This window comes from Streptomyces sp. NPDC030809 (genome assembly GCF_055572195.1).
Genome location: NZ_JBVIDV010000001.1, coordinates 412,549 through 427,707 on the forward strand (window position 1 = coordinate 412,549; position 15,159 = coordinate 427,707).

General features: G+C 72.8%; 10 protein-coding genes and 2 pseudogenes. 7 read left to right on the forward strand and 5 right to left on the reverse strand.

Annotated elements, in window-relative coordinates:
- Nucleotides 1–318 precede the first annotated feature (318 nt).
- The gene (locus ACZ407_RS01775; protein WP_468124628.1) at nucleotides 319–861 is read right to left on the reverse strand and encodes an MOSC domain-containing protein; all 543 of its coding nucleotides are present in this window, start codon (nucleotides 859–861) and stop codon (nucleotides 319–321) included.
- A 123-nt stretch (nucleotides 862–984) separates the two neighbouring features.
- Nucleotides 985–1,167: a hypothetical protein gene (locus ACZ407_RS01780; RefSeq protein ID WP_468124629.1), complete on the reverse strand. Its 183-nt coding sequence runs from the start codon at nucleotides 1,165–1,167 to the stop codon at nucleotides 985–987.
- A 162-nt stretch (nucleotides 1,168–1,329) separates the two neighbouring features.
- Between ACZ407_RS01780 and ACZ407_RS01785 the strand changes: the two genes are divergently transcribed.
- From ACZ407_RS01785 to exaC, 4 genes are all read left to right on the forward strand, one after another.
- Nucleotides 1,330–4,290: a DEAD/DEAH box helicase gene (locus ACZ407_RS01785; RefSeq protein ID WP_468124631.1), complete on the forward strand. Its 2,961-nt coding sequence runs from the start codon at nucleotides 1,330–1,332 to the stop codon at nucleotides 4,288–4,290.
- Nucleotides 4,287–5,765 (forward strand): SWIM zinc finger family protein, encoded by a 1,479-nt coding sequence (locus ACZ407_RS01790; protein ID WP_468124633.1) that lies wholly within the window; start codon nucleotides 4,287–4,289, stop codon nucleotides 5,763–5,765. Before ACZ407_RS01785 ends, ACZ407_RS01790 begins: the two co-directional genes overlap by 4 nt.
- A 550-nt stretch (nucleotides 5,766–6,315) precedes the next feature.
- A complete protein-coding gene (locus ACZ407_RS01795) occupies nucleotides 6,316–7,635 on the forward strand; it encodes a helix-turn-helix domain-containing protein (RefSeq protein ID WP_468124635.1) in 1,320 nt (439 codons plus the stop codon).
- 190 nt (nucleotides 7,636–7,825) lie between these two features.
- Nucleotides 7,826–9,349, forward strand: coding sequence for an acetaldehyde dehydrogenase ExaC (gene exaC / locus ACZ407_RS01800; RefSeq protein ID WP_468124637.1), 1,524 nt, complete (start codon nucleotides 7,826–7,828; stop codon nucleotides 9,347–9,349).
- Between the two features lie 53 nt (nucleotides 9,350–9,402).
- Here the strand turns inward: exaC and ACZ407_RS01805 are convergent.
- Together ACZ407_RS01805 and ACZ407_RS01810 are read right to left on the reverse strand one after the other, a co-directional pair.
- Nucleotides 9,403–9,606 (reverse strand): annotated as a pseudogene (locus tag ACZ407_RS01805) (helix-turn-helix domain-containing protein); the annotation flags it as partial.
- A 204-nt stretch (nucleotides 9,607–9,810) separates the two neighbouring features.
- The gene (locus ACZ407_RS01810) at nucleotides 9,811–10,716 is read right to left on the reverse strand and encodes an alpha/beta hydrolase family protein (RefSeq protein WP_468124638.1); all 906 of its coding nucleotides are present in this window, start codon (nucleotides 10,714–10,716) and stop codon (nucleotides 9,811–9,813) included.
- A 166-nt stretch (nucleotides 10,717–10,882) separates the two neighbouring features.
- Here ACZ407_RS01810 and ACZ407_RS01815 point away from each other — a divergent pair, with 166 nt between their 5' ends.
- From ACZ407_RS01815 to ACZ407_RS01825, 3 genes and pseudogenes are all read left to right on the forward strand, one after another.
- Nucleotides 10,883–11,809, forward strand: coding sequence for a helix-turn-helix domain-containing protein (locus tag ACZ407_RS01815; protein ID WP_468124639.1), 927 nt, complete (start codon nucleotides 10,883–10,885; stop codon nucleotides 11,807–11,809).
- Nucleotides 11,810–11,890: 81 nt separating this feature from the next.
- Nucleotides 11,891–12,322, forward strand: a complete 432-nt coding sequence (locus ACZ407_RS01820) for an isochorismatase family protein (RefSeq protein ID WP_468124641.1) — start codon at nucleotides 11,891–11,893, stop codon at nucleotides 12,320–12,322.
- A 964-nt stretch (nucleotides 12,323–13,286) separates the two neighbouring features.
- Nucleotides 13,287–13,418: pseudogene (locus ACZ407_RS01825) on the forward strand (aldehyde dehydrogenase family protein); the annotation flags it as partial.
- A gap of 408 nt (nucleotides 13,419–13,826) precedes the next feature.
- Here the strand turns inward: ACZ407_RS01825 and ACZ407_RS01830 are convergent.
- Nucleotides 13,827–14,942: an endonuclease domain-containing protein gene (locus ACZ407_RS01830; RefSeq protein ID WP_259656761.1), complete on the reverse strand. Its 1,116-nt coding sequence runs from the start codon at nucleotides 14,940–14,942 to the stop codon at nucleotides 13,827–13,829.
- Nucleotides 14,943–15,159 lie beyond the last annotated feature (217 nt).

Below are 15,159 nucleotides of genomic sequence, written 5' to 3' on the forward strand. Positions count from 1 at the left end.
GGGATACCGATCCGGGACCGTGGCCGTGGCCGGGGGCCCGGGGATCATGACAACGGCCAGGGCTCCAGGTCCCCTGGCAACCGGCCGGGACCCGGCACCGGCCGACACTCGGAACCCGTCCGGGACCCGGCATCCGGCACCCGTGACCGGCCGACACTCAGAAACCCGTCCGGGACCGGGCGCCCTTGGCCGCGGCCAGCACCCCGGGCCCCCGGCCACGGTCGGAGCCCAGGGACCGCGGGCGCCCCCGGCCGGGGTCCCGGCCCCGGTCGGACGGCTCGCCGCGTGCCCCCGGCCGTGGTCGCGGCCCGGCTCGGCTCAGACCCGCTCCAGCGGTACGTGCGGACCCTCCGGCGCCACGGCGGTGATCGCGTCCCCGGGGCGGACCACGCCGCCCCGGCGCACCACGCCCATGATTCCGCACCTGCGGACGATCTCCCCCGTCTCGTCCCGCCCGACGACCTGCTTGAGCAGGCCGTCCTGGAAGGCGTCGATCTGCAGGCAGGGGTTGCGCAGCCCCGTCACCTCGACGACGGCCTCCTCGCCGAGGTGGAGCAGGGTGCCCGTGGACAGGCCGAGCAGGTCGATGCCGCTCGTCGTCACGTTCTCCCCCAGCTGGCCGGGCCCGACTCCGAAGCCCGCCCGGGCGACCTCGTCGAACAGCTCCTGGTGGATGAGGTGGACCTGCCGCAGGTTCGGCCGCGTCGGGTCCTGCGCCACCCGGGAGCGGTGCTTGACCGTCACCCCCGCGTGCACGTCGCCTTCGACACCGAGCCCTTCGAGCAGGGTGATGCTCTCCCGGTTGGGCTTGGTGAAGCTGTAGGTGCCGTTGCTGCTGACCGCCGTGACGCAACCGCTCATCGCGCGGAATCCTCCCCGTGTGTGCCACCGGCCCGGCCGGACCGGGAGGCCGACCCTACGTGAGCATTGCAAGCGGCCCGCGACCGGCCTCTGTATGATCATCCAAGGCGGGCGCCCACCCGGTCACCTGCCTATCTGCCTGCGCGAAAGCCCCTTCACCCGACGGCGCTGCGAAGGGTCGAGCAGCAGGTACGCGGCTGTCGGCACGCCGATCAGCACCAGCAGGCCGGGCCAGAACCCGACCGCCCAGAACAGGACGATCGCCGCCACCACACCGGCGGTGGCCACCTTCGCGCGTGTCGACATCGAGGCCTTCCCTTCCGCACGTCGGCGGGCCCGCTCTGCCTGCCCGCCTCCTGTCCTCCTCAACGCGCGGCGCCGTCGTGCCGTTCCCGCCGCGCCGGGGCCCTCAGGTACCCTCGGCCGCCCCGGCGCCCCCGGGGACCAGTAGCCGAATCCGAGGAAAGCGTGCTCCACCACGAGATCTCCGGCCTCATCCACTGCTCCGCCGTCTTCTTGCCCGGCGACCCCGCCCGTACCGGCAGGATCGCCTTCTGGGACCCGGACGGCGAGGTGTTCGAACCCTCCGCCGGCAACCTGGGCGGCGGCGCGCGCACCGAGGAACTGACCGTCCTCACCCCGGCCCTGGAGACCGCAGAGGTGTCCGCCCTGACCCTCCCGGTCCGCGAGGCCCTCCCGCTGCTCACCCGGGTACGGGCGGCCGCCCTGTCCGACCCCGGCCTGGCCCGGTCCAGCCCGGCCTTCTGGGGCGCGGCCGCCCTGCTGGCCCTCGGGTTCACGGCCCGCGGGCTGCTCCTGCCCGGGCTGACGGCCACAGGCCACGACTCCTGGCGGGCCGGGCCGCTCGACGCCGACGACCTGCAGCAGGTGCGCGACCTGGCCGCGGCGATGCCGCCCGACGCGCACTGCGTACCCCTGCCCGGCCCCGTTCCCGGCCGGCTGCCCGACCCCGTACGGCTGCTGCGCGCCTTCCTGGACGCGGTCGCCGACACCCTGCCACGCTCTCCCGCCGCGGTGGCCGCGGCCGGCGGTCCCGCCTTTGCCGGTGAGGAGCCGCAGCGCCATCCCGCACACCGGGCATGGGCGGCGGACGTGGCCGCGGCCCACGACGCGGGGGTCCGCATCTCCCTCCGGATCGAGGTGTCCGGCCTGCCGGAGGAGGCTGCCGCGCCGGGCGAGGACGCGTACCGGCCGGCCTTCCGTGCGGTGCTGCAGGTGCACAGCCTCGCCGACCCTTCGGCGGTGGCCGATGCGGCCGCGGTCTGGCAGGGAGCCGGCCCCGCCGCGCCCGGCGGCACGGAGCCGCCCGGCACGGAGGCGCTGGGCGCGCAGGTGCTGGGCGCGCAGGCGCGGATGGACGCACTGCTCGCCCTCCGCCGGGCGGCCCGCGTGTGGCCCCCGCTGTCCCCGCTGCTCACCGCCGCCGTGCCCGATGCGGTGGACCTCGCCGACGAGGAGGTCACGGAGCTGCTCGGCGCGGCCGCCGGGGCCCTCGCCGCCGAGGGGGTGCAGGTCCACTGGCCCCGGCGGTTCGCCCGCGAGCTCACCGCCCGCGCGGTGGTCGCCCTGCCGCACCGCACCGGCCCCCGCGCAGGAGGGGACGGCGCCCCCTCCGAGGGGCACGGCGGGGACGGGCCCGCGTACGGCTTCCTCGCCCCCGACTCCGTGCTCGCCTTCGACTGGCGCTTCGCCCTCGGCGGCGAGCCGCTCTCCCGTGCCGACCTCGACCGGCTGGCCGGGGCCAAGCGCCCCCTCGTCCGGCTGCGGGACCGGTGGGTGCTGATCGACCCCCGGGCCGCCCGGCGCGCCCTGGCCCGGCAGGACCGCAAGATCGCCCCGGTCGACGGCCTGGCCGCCGTACTGACCGGATCGGCCGAGGTGGACGGCGTACGGGTCGCGGTGACGGCCGATGGCGGGCTGGAGCGGCTGCGGGCGCAGCTGGCCGATCCCGAACGCCCGGGCGCCCGCCCGGTGCCCGCGCACCCGGGGCTCACCGCCACCCTGCGCGACTACCAGCTCCGCGGGCTGGACTGGCTGGCCCGGACCACCGCGCTCGGGCTGGGCTGCGTCCTCGCCGACGACATGGGGCTCGGCAAGACGGTCACCCTGATCGCCCTGCACTTGCACCGGCAGCAGGACCCGGCCGCCTCGGGGCCGACCCTCGTCGTGTGCCCGGCCTCGCTCCTGGCGAACTGGGAGCGGGAGATCGAGAGGTTCGCCCCGGGCACGGCCGTCCACCGCCACCACGGCTCGGGGCGCCGGCTCCCGGCAGCCCCGGAGCGGGACGCGTTCGTCCTGACCACGTACGCCACCATGCGCGTGGACGCGGCGCATCTCGCGGGCATCCCGTGGGGGCTGGTGGTGGCCGACGAGGCGCAGCACGTGAAGAACCCGCGCTCGGGCACGGCGCGGGCGCTGCGGACCATCGGTTCGCGGGCCAGGGTGGCGCTGACCGGCACGCCGGTGGAGAACAGCCTGTCCGACCTGTGGGCCGTACTCGACTGGACCACTCCCGGACTGCTCGGCCGGCAGTCCGCCTTCCGCTCCCGCTACGCGTCGGCCGTGGAGGGCGGGGCGGATCCCCGGGCGGCGGAGCGGCTGGCCGCGCTGGTACGCCCGTTCGTGCTGCGGCGGCGCAAGTCCGATCCGGGGATCGCGCCGGAGCTGCCGCCGAAGACGGAGACCGACCACCCGGTCGCGCTGACGGCGGAGCAGGTGGTGCTCTACGAGGCCGTGGTGCGGGAGACGCTCGCCGAGATCGCCGCCGCGGACGGCTTCGAACGGCGGGGGCTGGTGGTGAAGCTCCTGACCTCGCTCAAGCAGATCTGCAACCACCCGGCGCAGTACCTGCGGGAGGAGCGGCCGCGGCTGGCGGGGCGGTCCGGGAAGCTGGAGCTGTTCGACGAACTGCTCGGCACGATCCTCGCCGAGGAGGGGTCCGTGCTCGTCTTCACGCAGTACGTGGCCATGGCGCGGCTCGTCGAACGCCATCTGGCGGCCCGGGGCGTGGGCACCCTCCTCCTGCACGGGGCCACCCCGCTCGCCCGCCGGGCGGAGATGGTGGACGCCTTCCAGGCGGGCGCGGCCCCGGTCTTCCTGCTCTCGCTGAAGGCGGCGGGCACCGGGCTGAACCTGACCAGGGCGGGGCACGTCGTCCACTTCGACCGGTGGTGGAACCCGGCGGTCGAGGACCAGGCCACCGACCGGGCCCACCGGATCGGGCAGACCCGGCCCGTGCAGGTGCACCGGCTGATCGCCGAGGGGACGGTGGAGGACCGGATCGCCGGGCTGCTGGCCCGCAAGCGGGCGCTGGCCGCGTCGGTGCTGAGGGGCGGCGAGAGCGCGCTGACGGAACTGACCGACCAGGAGCTGGCGGAGCTCGTGGAGCTGCGGGGGGACGCACGGTGATCGGTGACGGGAACGGGAACGGGAACGGGAACCGGAACGGGAACGGGGCGGAAGGCGCGGGGCGCCGGTACGCGGCGGACGGCGGCGCCGCGGCGGGTCCGACCGCCGGGGCCGCTCCGGGCACTCCGGCCGCTCCGGAGCGGACCTTCGCCGCGCTGCCGCCCGCCCGCGGGCGCGGGTTCACGAGCACCTGGTGGGGGCAGGCCTGGCTCCGGGCGCTGGAGGACGGTGCGCTGGACGGGGAACAGCTGAAGCGGGGCCGCCGGTACGCGCGCGGCGGCGCGGTCGGGGCGGTGTCGGTGCGGCCGGGCCGACTGACCGCGGTGGTGACCGACCCGGACGGCACCCGGCTGCGTACGGACGTGCTGCTCCCGCGGTTCTCGCCGGGCGAGTGGGACCGCTTCCTCGGCCTGGCGGCTGCCGAGGCGGGGCACATCGCGGCGCTGCTCGACCGGGAGGTGCCGCCGGAGCTGGCTCAGGACGCGGCGGCCGCCGGGGTGGAACTCCTGCCCGGCACGGGCGACTTGGATCCGCGGTGCGGATGCGGGGAATGGGACCACTGCGCGCACACGGCCGCCCTCTGCTACCAGCTGGCGCGCCTGCTGGACCAGGACCCGTTCCTGCTGCTCCTGCTGCGCGGCCGCGGGGAGCACGAGGTCCTCGACGCCCTCCAGGCGCGCAGCGCGGCCGCCGCGGGCGGATCGCGGCCGGGGGACGCGGAACCTGCGGAGGGGGCGGGCGGAAGAGCCGGGGCGGCGGGAGTGGACGCGGCGGAGGCGTTCGCCACCTGGCAGATCCTGCCGCCGCTGCCCCCGCCGCCGCAGGTCCCGGCGGTCCCGGGGCAGCCGCCCGTGCTGGACGTGGAGGCGGAGCCGGGCGAGGGCCTCGACCCCGGGGCGGTGGAGTTCCTGGCGGAGGCGGCGGCCGAGGCGGCGCACCGCTTCCTGGCCCGGGCCGTGTCCCCGGGCCACGCGGAGGATCCGCGGGCCCCGGCACCCACCCGGGAGGAGGACCTGCTGCGGCTGGCGGCCGTGGCGGAGGACGTACGGGTACGGGCCCGGCTGGCGGCGGCGAGCGGCCGCGACCGCGCGGGGCTGGCCCGGGCCGTGCGGGCCTGGCGGCTGGGCGGGGCCGCGGCGGTGGCCGTACTGGAGGAGCAGTGGCAGCCGGAAGGGGAGGCGGCCGCCCGCGCCCGGGCGGCGCTGGCCGGCGCCTGGGAGGACGAGGAGGGGGACGAGCACCGGGACGAGGAGGGGGACGGGTACGGGGACGGAGACGGGGTCGGGGAACGGCCGGAGCTCCACCAGTCCGGCAACCACTGGACGGCGGCGGACGGTTCGGCCCAGCTCCGCCTGGACCGCCGGGGCCGCTGGTGGCCGTACCGGAACGAGTCCGGCCACTGGGAGCCCGCGGGCCCGGCCGAGACCGGTCCGGCAGCGGCCTGGGCGGCCGCGACCGCCGCCGAGGCGGAGTGAGCGCGGACGGCAGCCGGCCCGGGGTCCGCCGACACCCCTGCCTGCCCGGCGGCGCCCGGCGCCGCACATCCACCGCTCCGGGCGACGGCCCGCGTGCGTCCGGCGCGGGCCCTTCCGACCCTCGCGCGCCCGGAGCGCGGGATTCCGCCCGGCGCGCCCGGGCACGCGCCCGACACCGCGGGCCCGCCTCCCGGCGGATGGTGGGTGGCGACACGCCGTGGACCGGCAGGGACGGGCAGCAGGCCGGACGGGCGGTGCCCGGCTGCCTGGCTGCCCGGCTGCCTGGCTGCCCGATTGTCGGCACCGGCGGTGTCCGGCGCGCACGCCGCAGCTCCGGGCGACGGGCGGGCGCGACCGGAGCACCGGGTTCCACCCGGCACGCCCGGAGCACGCGCCGGACCACGCGGGCCCGCCACCCGGGCGCGGAAGCGGGAGGGTTGCCACAGGCCGCGGACCCGGCGCGGGCGGGCAGCGGGGCGGACGGGCGGGTTCCGTCCCGGCGTCCGGCTGACCGGAGGCACGGTTGTCGGCACCGGCGGGCGGGGCGACGATGGGGGCTCGTCACGCCGACCTCGGGGAGGGCGAGTTGGCCGGAGCGGAGACGGGCGCGGGGGCCGGTCCCGGCGATCCGTGGGTGGCCCTCCCCGCCGGGGCGGATCCCGACGAGCGGCAGAGCCAGCTGCGCCGGGCGCACCGCGCGTTCACGCGCGAAGGGCGGGTGGAGGCGCCGGTGCGGCCGGTGGTGGCGGCCTCCTGGCGGCGGTGTGCGCGGGCCCGGCTGAGCCCGGAGTGCACGGCCCGGGTGGACGTGTCCGACGGCGAGCTCCGCACCTACCGGGAGCACCACCCCCTCGCCCCGGTGATGCCCCTGTTCCGCGAGCTGGTCGGTGCCTTCGCGGCCGGGGGCGAGCACCTGCTCGCGGTGTGCGACGCGCAGGGCCGGCTGCTGTGGGTGGAGGGGCACGCGCAGACCCGGCGGCGGGCCGACGGCCTGGGCTTCGTGCCGGGGGCCCGGTGGGCGGAGTCGGCCATGGGCACGAACGCGCCGGGTACCGCACTGGCCGAGGAGCGGCCCGTGCAGGTCATCGGCGCCGAGCACTTCAGCCGCCGCGTGCACCCGTGGACCTGTGCGGCGGCCCCCGTGCACCATCCGCGCACGGGACGGCTGCTCGGCGCGGTGGACGTGACCGGCGGCGCCGGGCTGGCGCACCCGCACTCGCTGGCCTTCGTACGGGCCGTGGCCCGGGCGGCGGAGTCGCAGCTGGCGCTCCAGGATCCCGGACCGGCCGCCGCGGACGGGCTGTTCGCGCTCGGGCGGGACGAGGCGGTGTTCGTCTCCGGCGGGCGCCGGCTCCGCCTGGGCCGCCGGCACAGCGAGATCCTCGTCCTCCTCGCGCGCCATCCGGGCGGGCTGTCCGGGGAGGAGCTGCTGATCGGGCTGTACGAGGACGAGTCGGTGTCGCCGGTGACCCTGCGCGCGGAACTCTCGCGGCTGCGCGCCCTGCTCGGCCCGGGTGTGCTGCGGTCCCGCCCGTACCGGCTGGGGACCGCGGTGGAGACCGATTTCGGGGCGGTGGCCCGGCAGTTGGCGGTCGGCGCGACCTCGGCCGCCCTGGCCGGCTATCCGGGCCCGCTGCTGCCCTCGTCCACCGCGCCGGAGATCGTACGGCTGCGCGGACGGCTGGCGGACCAGCTGCGGGCCGGGCTGATCGCCCGCGCGGATCCCGGGCTGCTCGCCGAGTGGGCGTACAGCCCGTGGGGCGAGGAGGACCAGGAGGTCTGGCGGGCCCTCGCGAGCGCCCTGCCGCCGGAGCGCCGGGCCTCGGCGCTGGCCCGCGTGCACGGCCTCGACGCCGAGCTGCGCGGCTGACCGGGACCGCCCGCCGGTCGCCTCCTCGACGCCGTGCTGCGCGGCCGGCCGGGACCGCCCGCCGGTCGCCCGGCCCGCCGTACCCCTCCGGCTGCCGGACGGCTGCAACGTGGGCGCAACGTACGGGTCCCTAGCCTCACGGCGAGCGCCGGCCAGGGACGGGCGGCGCCGTCACCGGGAGGAGTCTGGCATGACCCGTTACGCGGCACCCGGCACCGAGGGCTCGATCGTGTCGTACGCGTCCCGCTACGACCACTGGATCGGGGGCGCGTACGTACCGCCCGCCCGCGGCCGCTACTTCGAGAACCCCTCCCCCGTCAACGGACAGCCGTTCACCGAGATCGCCCGCGGCACGGCCGAGGACGTGGAGCGCGCCCTCGACGCGGCGCACGCGGCGGCGCCCGCCTGGGGCCGGGTGCCGGCCGCCGAGCGGGCCGCGGTCCTGCTCCGCATGGCCGACCGGATGGAGGAGAACCTCGAACGCCTCGCGGTCGCGGAGAGCTGGGAGAACGGCAAGCCGGTGCGCGAGACGCTCGCCGCGGACATCCCGCTCGCGATCGACCACTTCCGCTACTTCGCCGGGGCGCTGCGCGCGCAGGAGGGCGCGCTGAGCGAGGTGGACGACGACACGGTCGCCTACCACTTCCACGAGCCGCTGGGCGTGGTCGCGCAGATCATCCCGTGGAACTTCCCGATCCTGATGGCGGTGTGGAAGCTGGCCCCGGCCCTGGCGGCGGGCAACGCGGTGGTGCTCAAGCCGGCCGAGCAGACCCCGGCCTCGGTGCACTTCTGGCTGAGCCTGGTCGCGGACCTGCTGCCGCCGGGGGTGCTGAACATCGTCAACGGCTTCGGCGAGGAGGCGGGCAAGCCGCTCGCCTCCAGCCCGCGGGTCGCCAAGATCGCCTTCACCGGGGAGACCGCCACCGGCCGCCTGATCATGCAGTACGCGGCGGAGCACCTGAAGCCGGTGACCCTCGAACTCGGCGGCAAGAGCCCCAACATCTTCTTCGACGACGTCTGGGCCGTGGACGACGACCTGCGCGACAAGGCGCTGGAGGGGTTCACGATGTTCGCCCTCAACCAGGGAGAAGTGTGCACGTGCCCGTCGCGGGCCCTGATCGAACGGGGCCGCTACGGGGACTTCCTCGACGCGGCGGTGGCCCGCACCGAGCTGATCGTGCCCGGCCACCCGCTCGACACGGAGACGATGATCGGCGCCCAGGCCTCGGACGAGCAGCTCAGGAAGATCCTCTCGTACCTGGAGATCGGCCAGAAGGAGGGCGCGAAGATCCTCACGGGCGGACAGCAGGTCCGCCACGACGGTGAACTCGCGGGCGGCTACTACGTCCAGCCGACGATCTTCGAGGGCGACAACCGCATGCGGATCTTCCAGGAGGAGATCTTCGGCCCGGTGGTGTCGGTGACCTCCTTCCAGGACTTCGAGGACGCGATCCGCATCGCGAACGACACGGCGTACGGCCTGGGCGCGGGCGTGTGGACGCGCGACATCAACACCGCCTACCGCGCGGGCCGCGCCATCCAGGCGGGCCGCGTGTGGACGAACTGCTACCACGCCTACCCGGCCCACGCGGCCTTCGGCGGCTACAAGCAGTCGGGCATCGGCCGCGAGACCCACAAGATGATGCTGGACCACTACCAGCAGACGAAGAACATCCTGGTCAGCTACTCCCCGAAGCGGCTTGGCCTCTTCTGAGCGGCTTCGACGAGGCAGCCTAGATGTATTGACCCGCAGGGTTGTTGAAGGATGCGGTGGGGAGTGGTCCGTGGCTGACTGGAGCGGTCGCGCAGGCCAGCGTCGCCTTCGGCTTTCCAGCGGCGGGCCCACTTGTGGGCTGTAGCGCGGGAGATGCCCATCTCGTCGGCCACGTGGGCGACGGGCCTGCCGGCTCGGACTCGGTCGACGAGGAGCCGTCTGCCGTGGACGGTCAGCCGGGCGTTGGGGTGGGACAAGAAGACCTCTGCGGTGATGTGCAGGCTGGGCGTCGCCGCCGACCTCGGCCAAGCCGTCTGACCCCGCCTCGAGGGGCCTCGTGAGGGCTGCAGACGAGACGCGTGAAACCGGGATGTTTGCGTCGCTGCTGTAGCAGCGGTGGAGACTTGCGCCGTTGTGCGTCACCCTCGGGCCGTTCGGGCGGCCCGAGGGTGACACGGGTTTCAGTTCACGTGCTTGTCGAACCACTCAACCAGCTGCTCGGGGTGCTCGGAGAAGTAGTTGTAGCCGTCCCAGCGCCGGGTGCTGCCCTCGATCCAGAACAGCTTCTTGTCGCCGACGGGGACGGCGTCGAAGATCGCCTGCACGTCGGAGGGCTTGGTCAGTGCGTCGTCATGCACCTGGGTGATGAAGGTGGGCACCTGGCAGTTCTTCGCGTACTCGATCGGCGACACCTCGTCGATGGTGAAGCTGAGGTTCAGTCGCACCTCCCGGTCCACGGCCTCGAACTGGTCCGCGATCCCCATCGCCTCCAGGTTGCGCTCGACCATCGCGCGCATCGAGATCGGCTGGATGGCGACCAGGGCGTGCACGTCCGCGAAGAGCTCCGGGTGCCGGGTCATCGCCATGAACGTGGCGTTGGCACCCATGCAGCGGCTGAGCAGGCCCACCTTCATGGCGGCCGCGTCGGGGCGGGATCTGACGTACCGCAGCGAGCCGGCCACGTCGCGGGACTCGAACCGGCCCCAGGTGAAGATGAAGCCGTTGGCGTCGCCGCTCTGGCCGTGGTTGCGTGCGTCGTAGGTCAGCACGTTGTAACCGGCCTCATGCAGGTGCTGGTACTCCCGCATGTAGTTGACCTCGATGGTGTTGCCCGGGACGAACTGCCAGGGGGGCAGGTGCGAGGGGAAGCCGTAGCGGTTCATGGGCATCGGGTGGTTGGCGATGATCAGCTTGTCCGAGCCCGGGCAGGGGATCCACCACGCCTCCAGCGGGGTGCCATCCAGGGACGGGAACGTGACGTCCTCGTACGCCATCCCGTACTCGTCCGGCGTGTGCAGGATCGGCGCGCGCACCGGGCTGCTGAGGCCCTTCGCCAGACCCTTGACCATCTCCGAAATATCCGCCATGACAGAATCTCTTTCTCTTTCTGTTTCGTATTGAGATCGTCTGGTATTTCCTTCGTCTTATATGAACGTAACTTTCGGGCTGGGGAGAAGCCACTGGTGAAAGGTGTACTGGCAGGGCACCCCTCCTTCCGGGATGGCTCCGAGATGTCGCCCTAATCTGGAAACCGTGGACAATGCAGCCGAGACCCGGGAGTTTCTGACCTCCCGCCGCGCCAGGATCAGCCCGCAGCAGGTGGGGCTGCCCGCTCATGGCCCTCGTCGGGTGCCGGGACTGCGGCGCGCCGAGGTCGCGCAGCTCGCCGGGGTCAGCGTCGAGTACTACGCGCGGCTGGAGCGCGGTGACCTGTCCGGAGTGTCGGACCAGGTCCTTGACGCCCTCGCTCGGGCGCTGCGGCTGAGTGAGGACGACCGCATCCATCTGGAGGATCTTGCCCGCGCCGCCGGTCCGGGACGTCGACGCCGGCGCCGGGCGGCCGCCGCGTCGGTGCGGCCGAACCTGCAGCGTCTGCTGGACTCGATGGCCTGCCCGGCGTTCGTCCTGAACGGCCGTGGTGACGTCCTGGCCGCCAACAGCCTCGGCCGTGCCCTGTACGCCCCCATGATCGAAGCTGCCGGGGGAGCCACCCCCAACCATGGCCGGTTCATATTCCTGGACCCCCGCTCCCGCCAGTTCTGGGGCGACTGGGAAAGCGCCGCCGACAACCTGGTCGCTCTCCTGCACGCCCAGGCCGGCCGCGACCCCTACGACAAGGACCTCACCGACCTCATCGGTGAGCTGTCCACCCGCAGTGACGATTTCCGTACCCGTTGGGCCGGCCACGACGTCCGCCAGTACCACCAGGGCGCCAAAGCCATCCACCACCCCGTGGTCGGCACCCTTCACCTCGCCTACGAATCCCTCGACCTGCCCGCCGACGGCCTCATCCTGTTCGCCTACGGCGCCGAGCCGGGCAGCGACTCCGAAGACGCGCTGCGCATCCTGGCCAGCTGGGCCACCGACCACGTCCCCGAGCCAGCCGAGCGCTCCCCCGGTAGGACGAGCAACGTCCGGCGGCCCGGTGTTCGGCAAGACGCCCCCCGCACCGACGGCTAACCGGAACCAAGGCAGCGCAGCGACCATCAGGAGAGGACGGGAACGACGCACAGCAAGGCGTTCACTGCGGACAACGCAGCGATGCTGCTGATCGACCACCAGACCGGCACGATGTCCTGGACGCACTCGCACGACGTCGAGCATGTGGAGAAGAGCGCTCTCAACCTGGCCAAGATCGCCACCGCCGTCGGCATGCCGCTGGTACTGACCTCCAGCCAGGAGGACCGCAGGCAGGGGCCTCTGGTACCGGAACTCGAAGAGATCGCACCAAAGGCAGTCGCCTACCGGATCAAAAGCACCGGAATCGTCAACGCGATGCACGACGAGGGGTACGAAGTGCAGGTGGTCACCGACGCGTCGGCTTCCTTCACCAAGATCGGCGACGACGCCGCGCTACGTCCCATGGAGCAGGCCTGCGCCGTGATCACCTCGACGGCACAGATCACCTCCGAACTGGCGGTCGACTGGACATCCCCAAGGGGCCAGGGGCTGGCCGCACTGATGGGGCTCTGACCCGGGCGATAGGTCTGCACGTGTCGCGCACGGCCTCAACACGCTGTTGAATGGCGCCCGCCCGTTCAAGAGGCGGTCGGGGACCATTCATGAGGGGGGACATGAGCAAGGAGTGGGGCACACTGCCCGGCGAAGGTTGGGTGCGAGGCGCTGATGGCGTATATCGGCGAGACCCTTCTGCCCGACGGGTTCCTCGCCCTGATTCTCGAAGGCAGAATGGGCAGCTCTCGCTCACCACGAGGTCGGAGCCCCTGGTAGGACCCGTTCACGAGGTGTCAGCGCCCCTGCAACCGCATGGTGTAGCACGCTGGGGACTCCTGGCGAGCTGGGGGTTTCTGCTGGCGGTTGCGGTAGGTGGCATCGTGGCATCGGAACACACGCCATCGAGTCAGAAACCCGCTGAGGAGCGGGGGGTCTCCGACTACGCGGCGGATTCACACAGTAGTCCCGAGGCCTACGCGAGGACCCCGACTTCCACGCCTTCAGCGGCGCCGCCCAGCGACCACCCGCCCGCTCTTGATGCTGCCGTGGAGCTGTTCATCCGCAAGGGCCTGGTGCTTGCTGGAACGCCCTACGGAACGTGCCCTTCGGGAACGCCACAGAGGTGGTGGATCGGGCAGCCCGGGAACTGCTGGGCCAATACCCTCGTTCCCCCGCCCGCACCAACCTGGAGCCCCCCTCCCACGGCGCCGCCTCGTCTGGGAGGCACCGTGTGTGCTGACGGCTGGATATCTGGATCAACTGGGCGCGGAACGTGCTCACATCACGGCGGAATGTCGCGTTGATTGGGGATCAAACGCCGCACGGTTCAGTCGCCGTCCTCGTCATCCAAGTGCTCCGCGATCCGCTCCAGGACCGTCACGTCGAGGACGGGCGCCTGTTGCAGCCAGTGTTGAATTCATTCCACGTCCGTCATCATGCCTGGTCAGCCTCCTGCCCGCGTTACGGAGTTTCATCAAACTCCGCACATTCTGCTTTCGGCGGGATGAAGCAGTCCGGCATCGGCCGGGAGACCCACAAGATGGTGCTGGAGCACTACCAGTCGGTGAAGAACGTGCTCGTCAGCTACTCCCCGAAGAAGCTCGGTCTGTTCTGAGGTCGCCGCTACGGTCGCTTCGGAGCAGCCCGTCCCTCGAGCAGCCCGTACGCCGAACTCCCCTCACACAACCGCGAGGTGTAGCAGAAGATGCTCCAGCTGGTGATCGGCGTGAGGTAGTAGGCGGATAGGACGGAGCGTGGCAGGGACCGGTCCCCTGTTTCGGTCCCCGCCAAGCCGGCCTTGGTGCCGGGCTCGGTTCCGCAGCCGCCGGCGCAGGCGGGCGGTGCGCCGATGGTGAGGGTCGCCGGGGCTACGCAGCAGCCGCCGCTCTCCACGCGGCCTCCGCATCACCGCCGAGGTCGCTTCGAAGACAGCCGGATGGCCGTGTGCGCCGCTGGCCGCCAGCGGCGCACACGTCGAGCAACTCCCCCAGACGAAGGCACTGCCCGCGCAGCGCGCACTGCTTCAAGCGCCAGGCCGCTTGTGCCGTGAGAGCAGCGCGCCGAAGAACGAGTGCAGCATGGTGGAAGCGTCTGGACGAGCAAGCTCGTGGCCGCCGAAGCGGTAGATGTCGTAGCCCATGAGGCGAAGCCGCCGGTCCTCGGCGGCCATCTCCGAATAGAGCCTGGGCGACGCCTTACCGGTTGCGTCGGCGTAGTGCTGGACGCCATCGACCTCGATGACGATGCGCGACCGGTCCGGGGTGAGGAGGAGAAAGTCCATGCGCTGCCGCGCGAGGGCCGATGTGTGGCCTGGCGTCCTGCGGGTGTAGGGGTCGTAGTGGAGGTAGACCTGCGGTATGAGGGCTGGCAGTTCATTGCCTTCCGCTGCGCCGTAGCGTGCACAGTAGGTGCGGAACAGAAGCCGCTCGGGTTCGGAGTCCAGCGATGCGGCGAGCCTCGCGTACAGCGCGTGCGCGGTGCGGCGGTCGTGCGGGTCCGCCTGCTGCAGATCGGCCCACCATGCAATCATCTCACCCCATGTCAGGCCATATGGCGACAACGGATCTGTGAACACCAGGCAGTTATCGGCGTTCGAGACGATCTCCACATCGTTGTTGACCGCATCTCGCAAGACGATCTTGGGTTTGGGCCCGTCCGCCGCGAAGATGAGGTTCTTGAACCGGCCGGTGGGCCCTTTCTTGAACTGGGCTTCGTACTCGGCCTCCTCCAGCTGTTCCAGGGCGTCCCGGACCGGCCCCAGCAGGCTCTCCACGCACTCGCGGCGAGCGGCCCACCCGCCATCGCCGGACATACCGTTTCGGCGCCAATAGTCACGGAACGAAGAGAAGTTGCGGAACGGCAGCCGCGGAGGCTCCATCCCCAGGCGTTCCAGAACAACCCTATGGGCCTTGATCGCAAGCATTACGGACTCGTCGTCCAGGCGCTGACCGCCGCTTGTCCCGCAGGCAGTGAAGTCCTCATGGAGAAGCCTGGTCAGGGCCAGCCCCACCTCCAGGTCCGACCGATCGGCCAGGGGCCCCCGCCGCAGCTCCTCCACCAGGTGCACGTCGAGTGTCAGGCAGCCATCTCCGCCGAACCAACCGCCTGGGCGGGTCTCGAAGAAGTCCTCCGGATCCATCCATGCCCCCCTGTCCTATACCTGCCTCTCGCTCATGCTCGCACCTGCCACTGACTACGAGCCCTGCCTGCTGGCCAACCCCGCACTCGGTAAGCGCTCCCACGGCTCAGCTCGTGGCGGCTCGTCTACAGCCGTCACCGCTTGCCGTCGAGGTCCAGGTCCCGGAGCGGGACTCACACAGCGGGAGGTCCACGGGCGGACTCGGCCACGTCGGTTC

What these genes read in the sequence shown, in the direction of transcription:
- ACZ407_RS01795 (WP_468124635.1), top strand. Translation starts at nt 6,316, where the DNA reads ATGGGGGCTCGTCACGCCGACCTCGGGGAGGGCGAGTTGGCCGGAGCG.
- exaC (WP_468124637.1), top strand. Translation starts at nt 7,826, where the DNA reads ATGACCCGTTACGCGGCACCCGGCACCGAGGGCTCGATCGTGTCGTAC.
- ACZ407_RS01780 (WP_468124629.1), bottom strand. Translation starts at nt 1,167, where the DNA reads ATGTCGACACGCGCGAAGGTGGCCACCGCCGGTGTGGTGGCGGCGATC.
- ACZ407_RS01775 (WP_468124628.1), bottom strand. Translation starts at nt 861, where the DNA reads ATGAGCGGTTGCGTCACGGCGGTCAGCAGCAACGGCACCTACAGCTTC.
- ACZ407_RS01820 (WP_468124641.1), top strand. Translation starts at nt 11,891, where the DNA reads ATGCTGCTGATCGACCACCAGACCGGCACGATGTCCTGGACGCACTCG.
- ACZ407_RS01810 (WP_468124638.1), bottom strand. Translation starts at nt 10,716, where the DNA reads ATGGCGGATATTTCGGAGATGGTCAAGGGTCTGGCGAAGGGCCTCAGC.
- ACZ407_RS01830 (WP_259656761.1), bottom strand. Translation starts at nt 14,942, where the DNA reads ATGGATCCGGAGGACTTCTTCGAGACCCGCCCAGGCGGTTGGTTCGGC.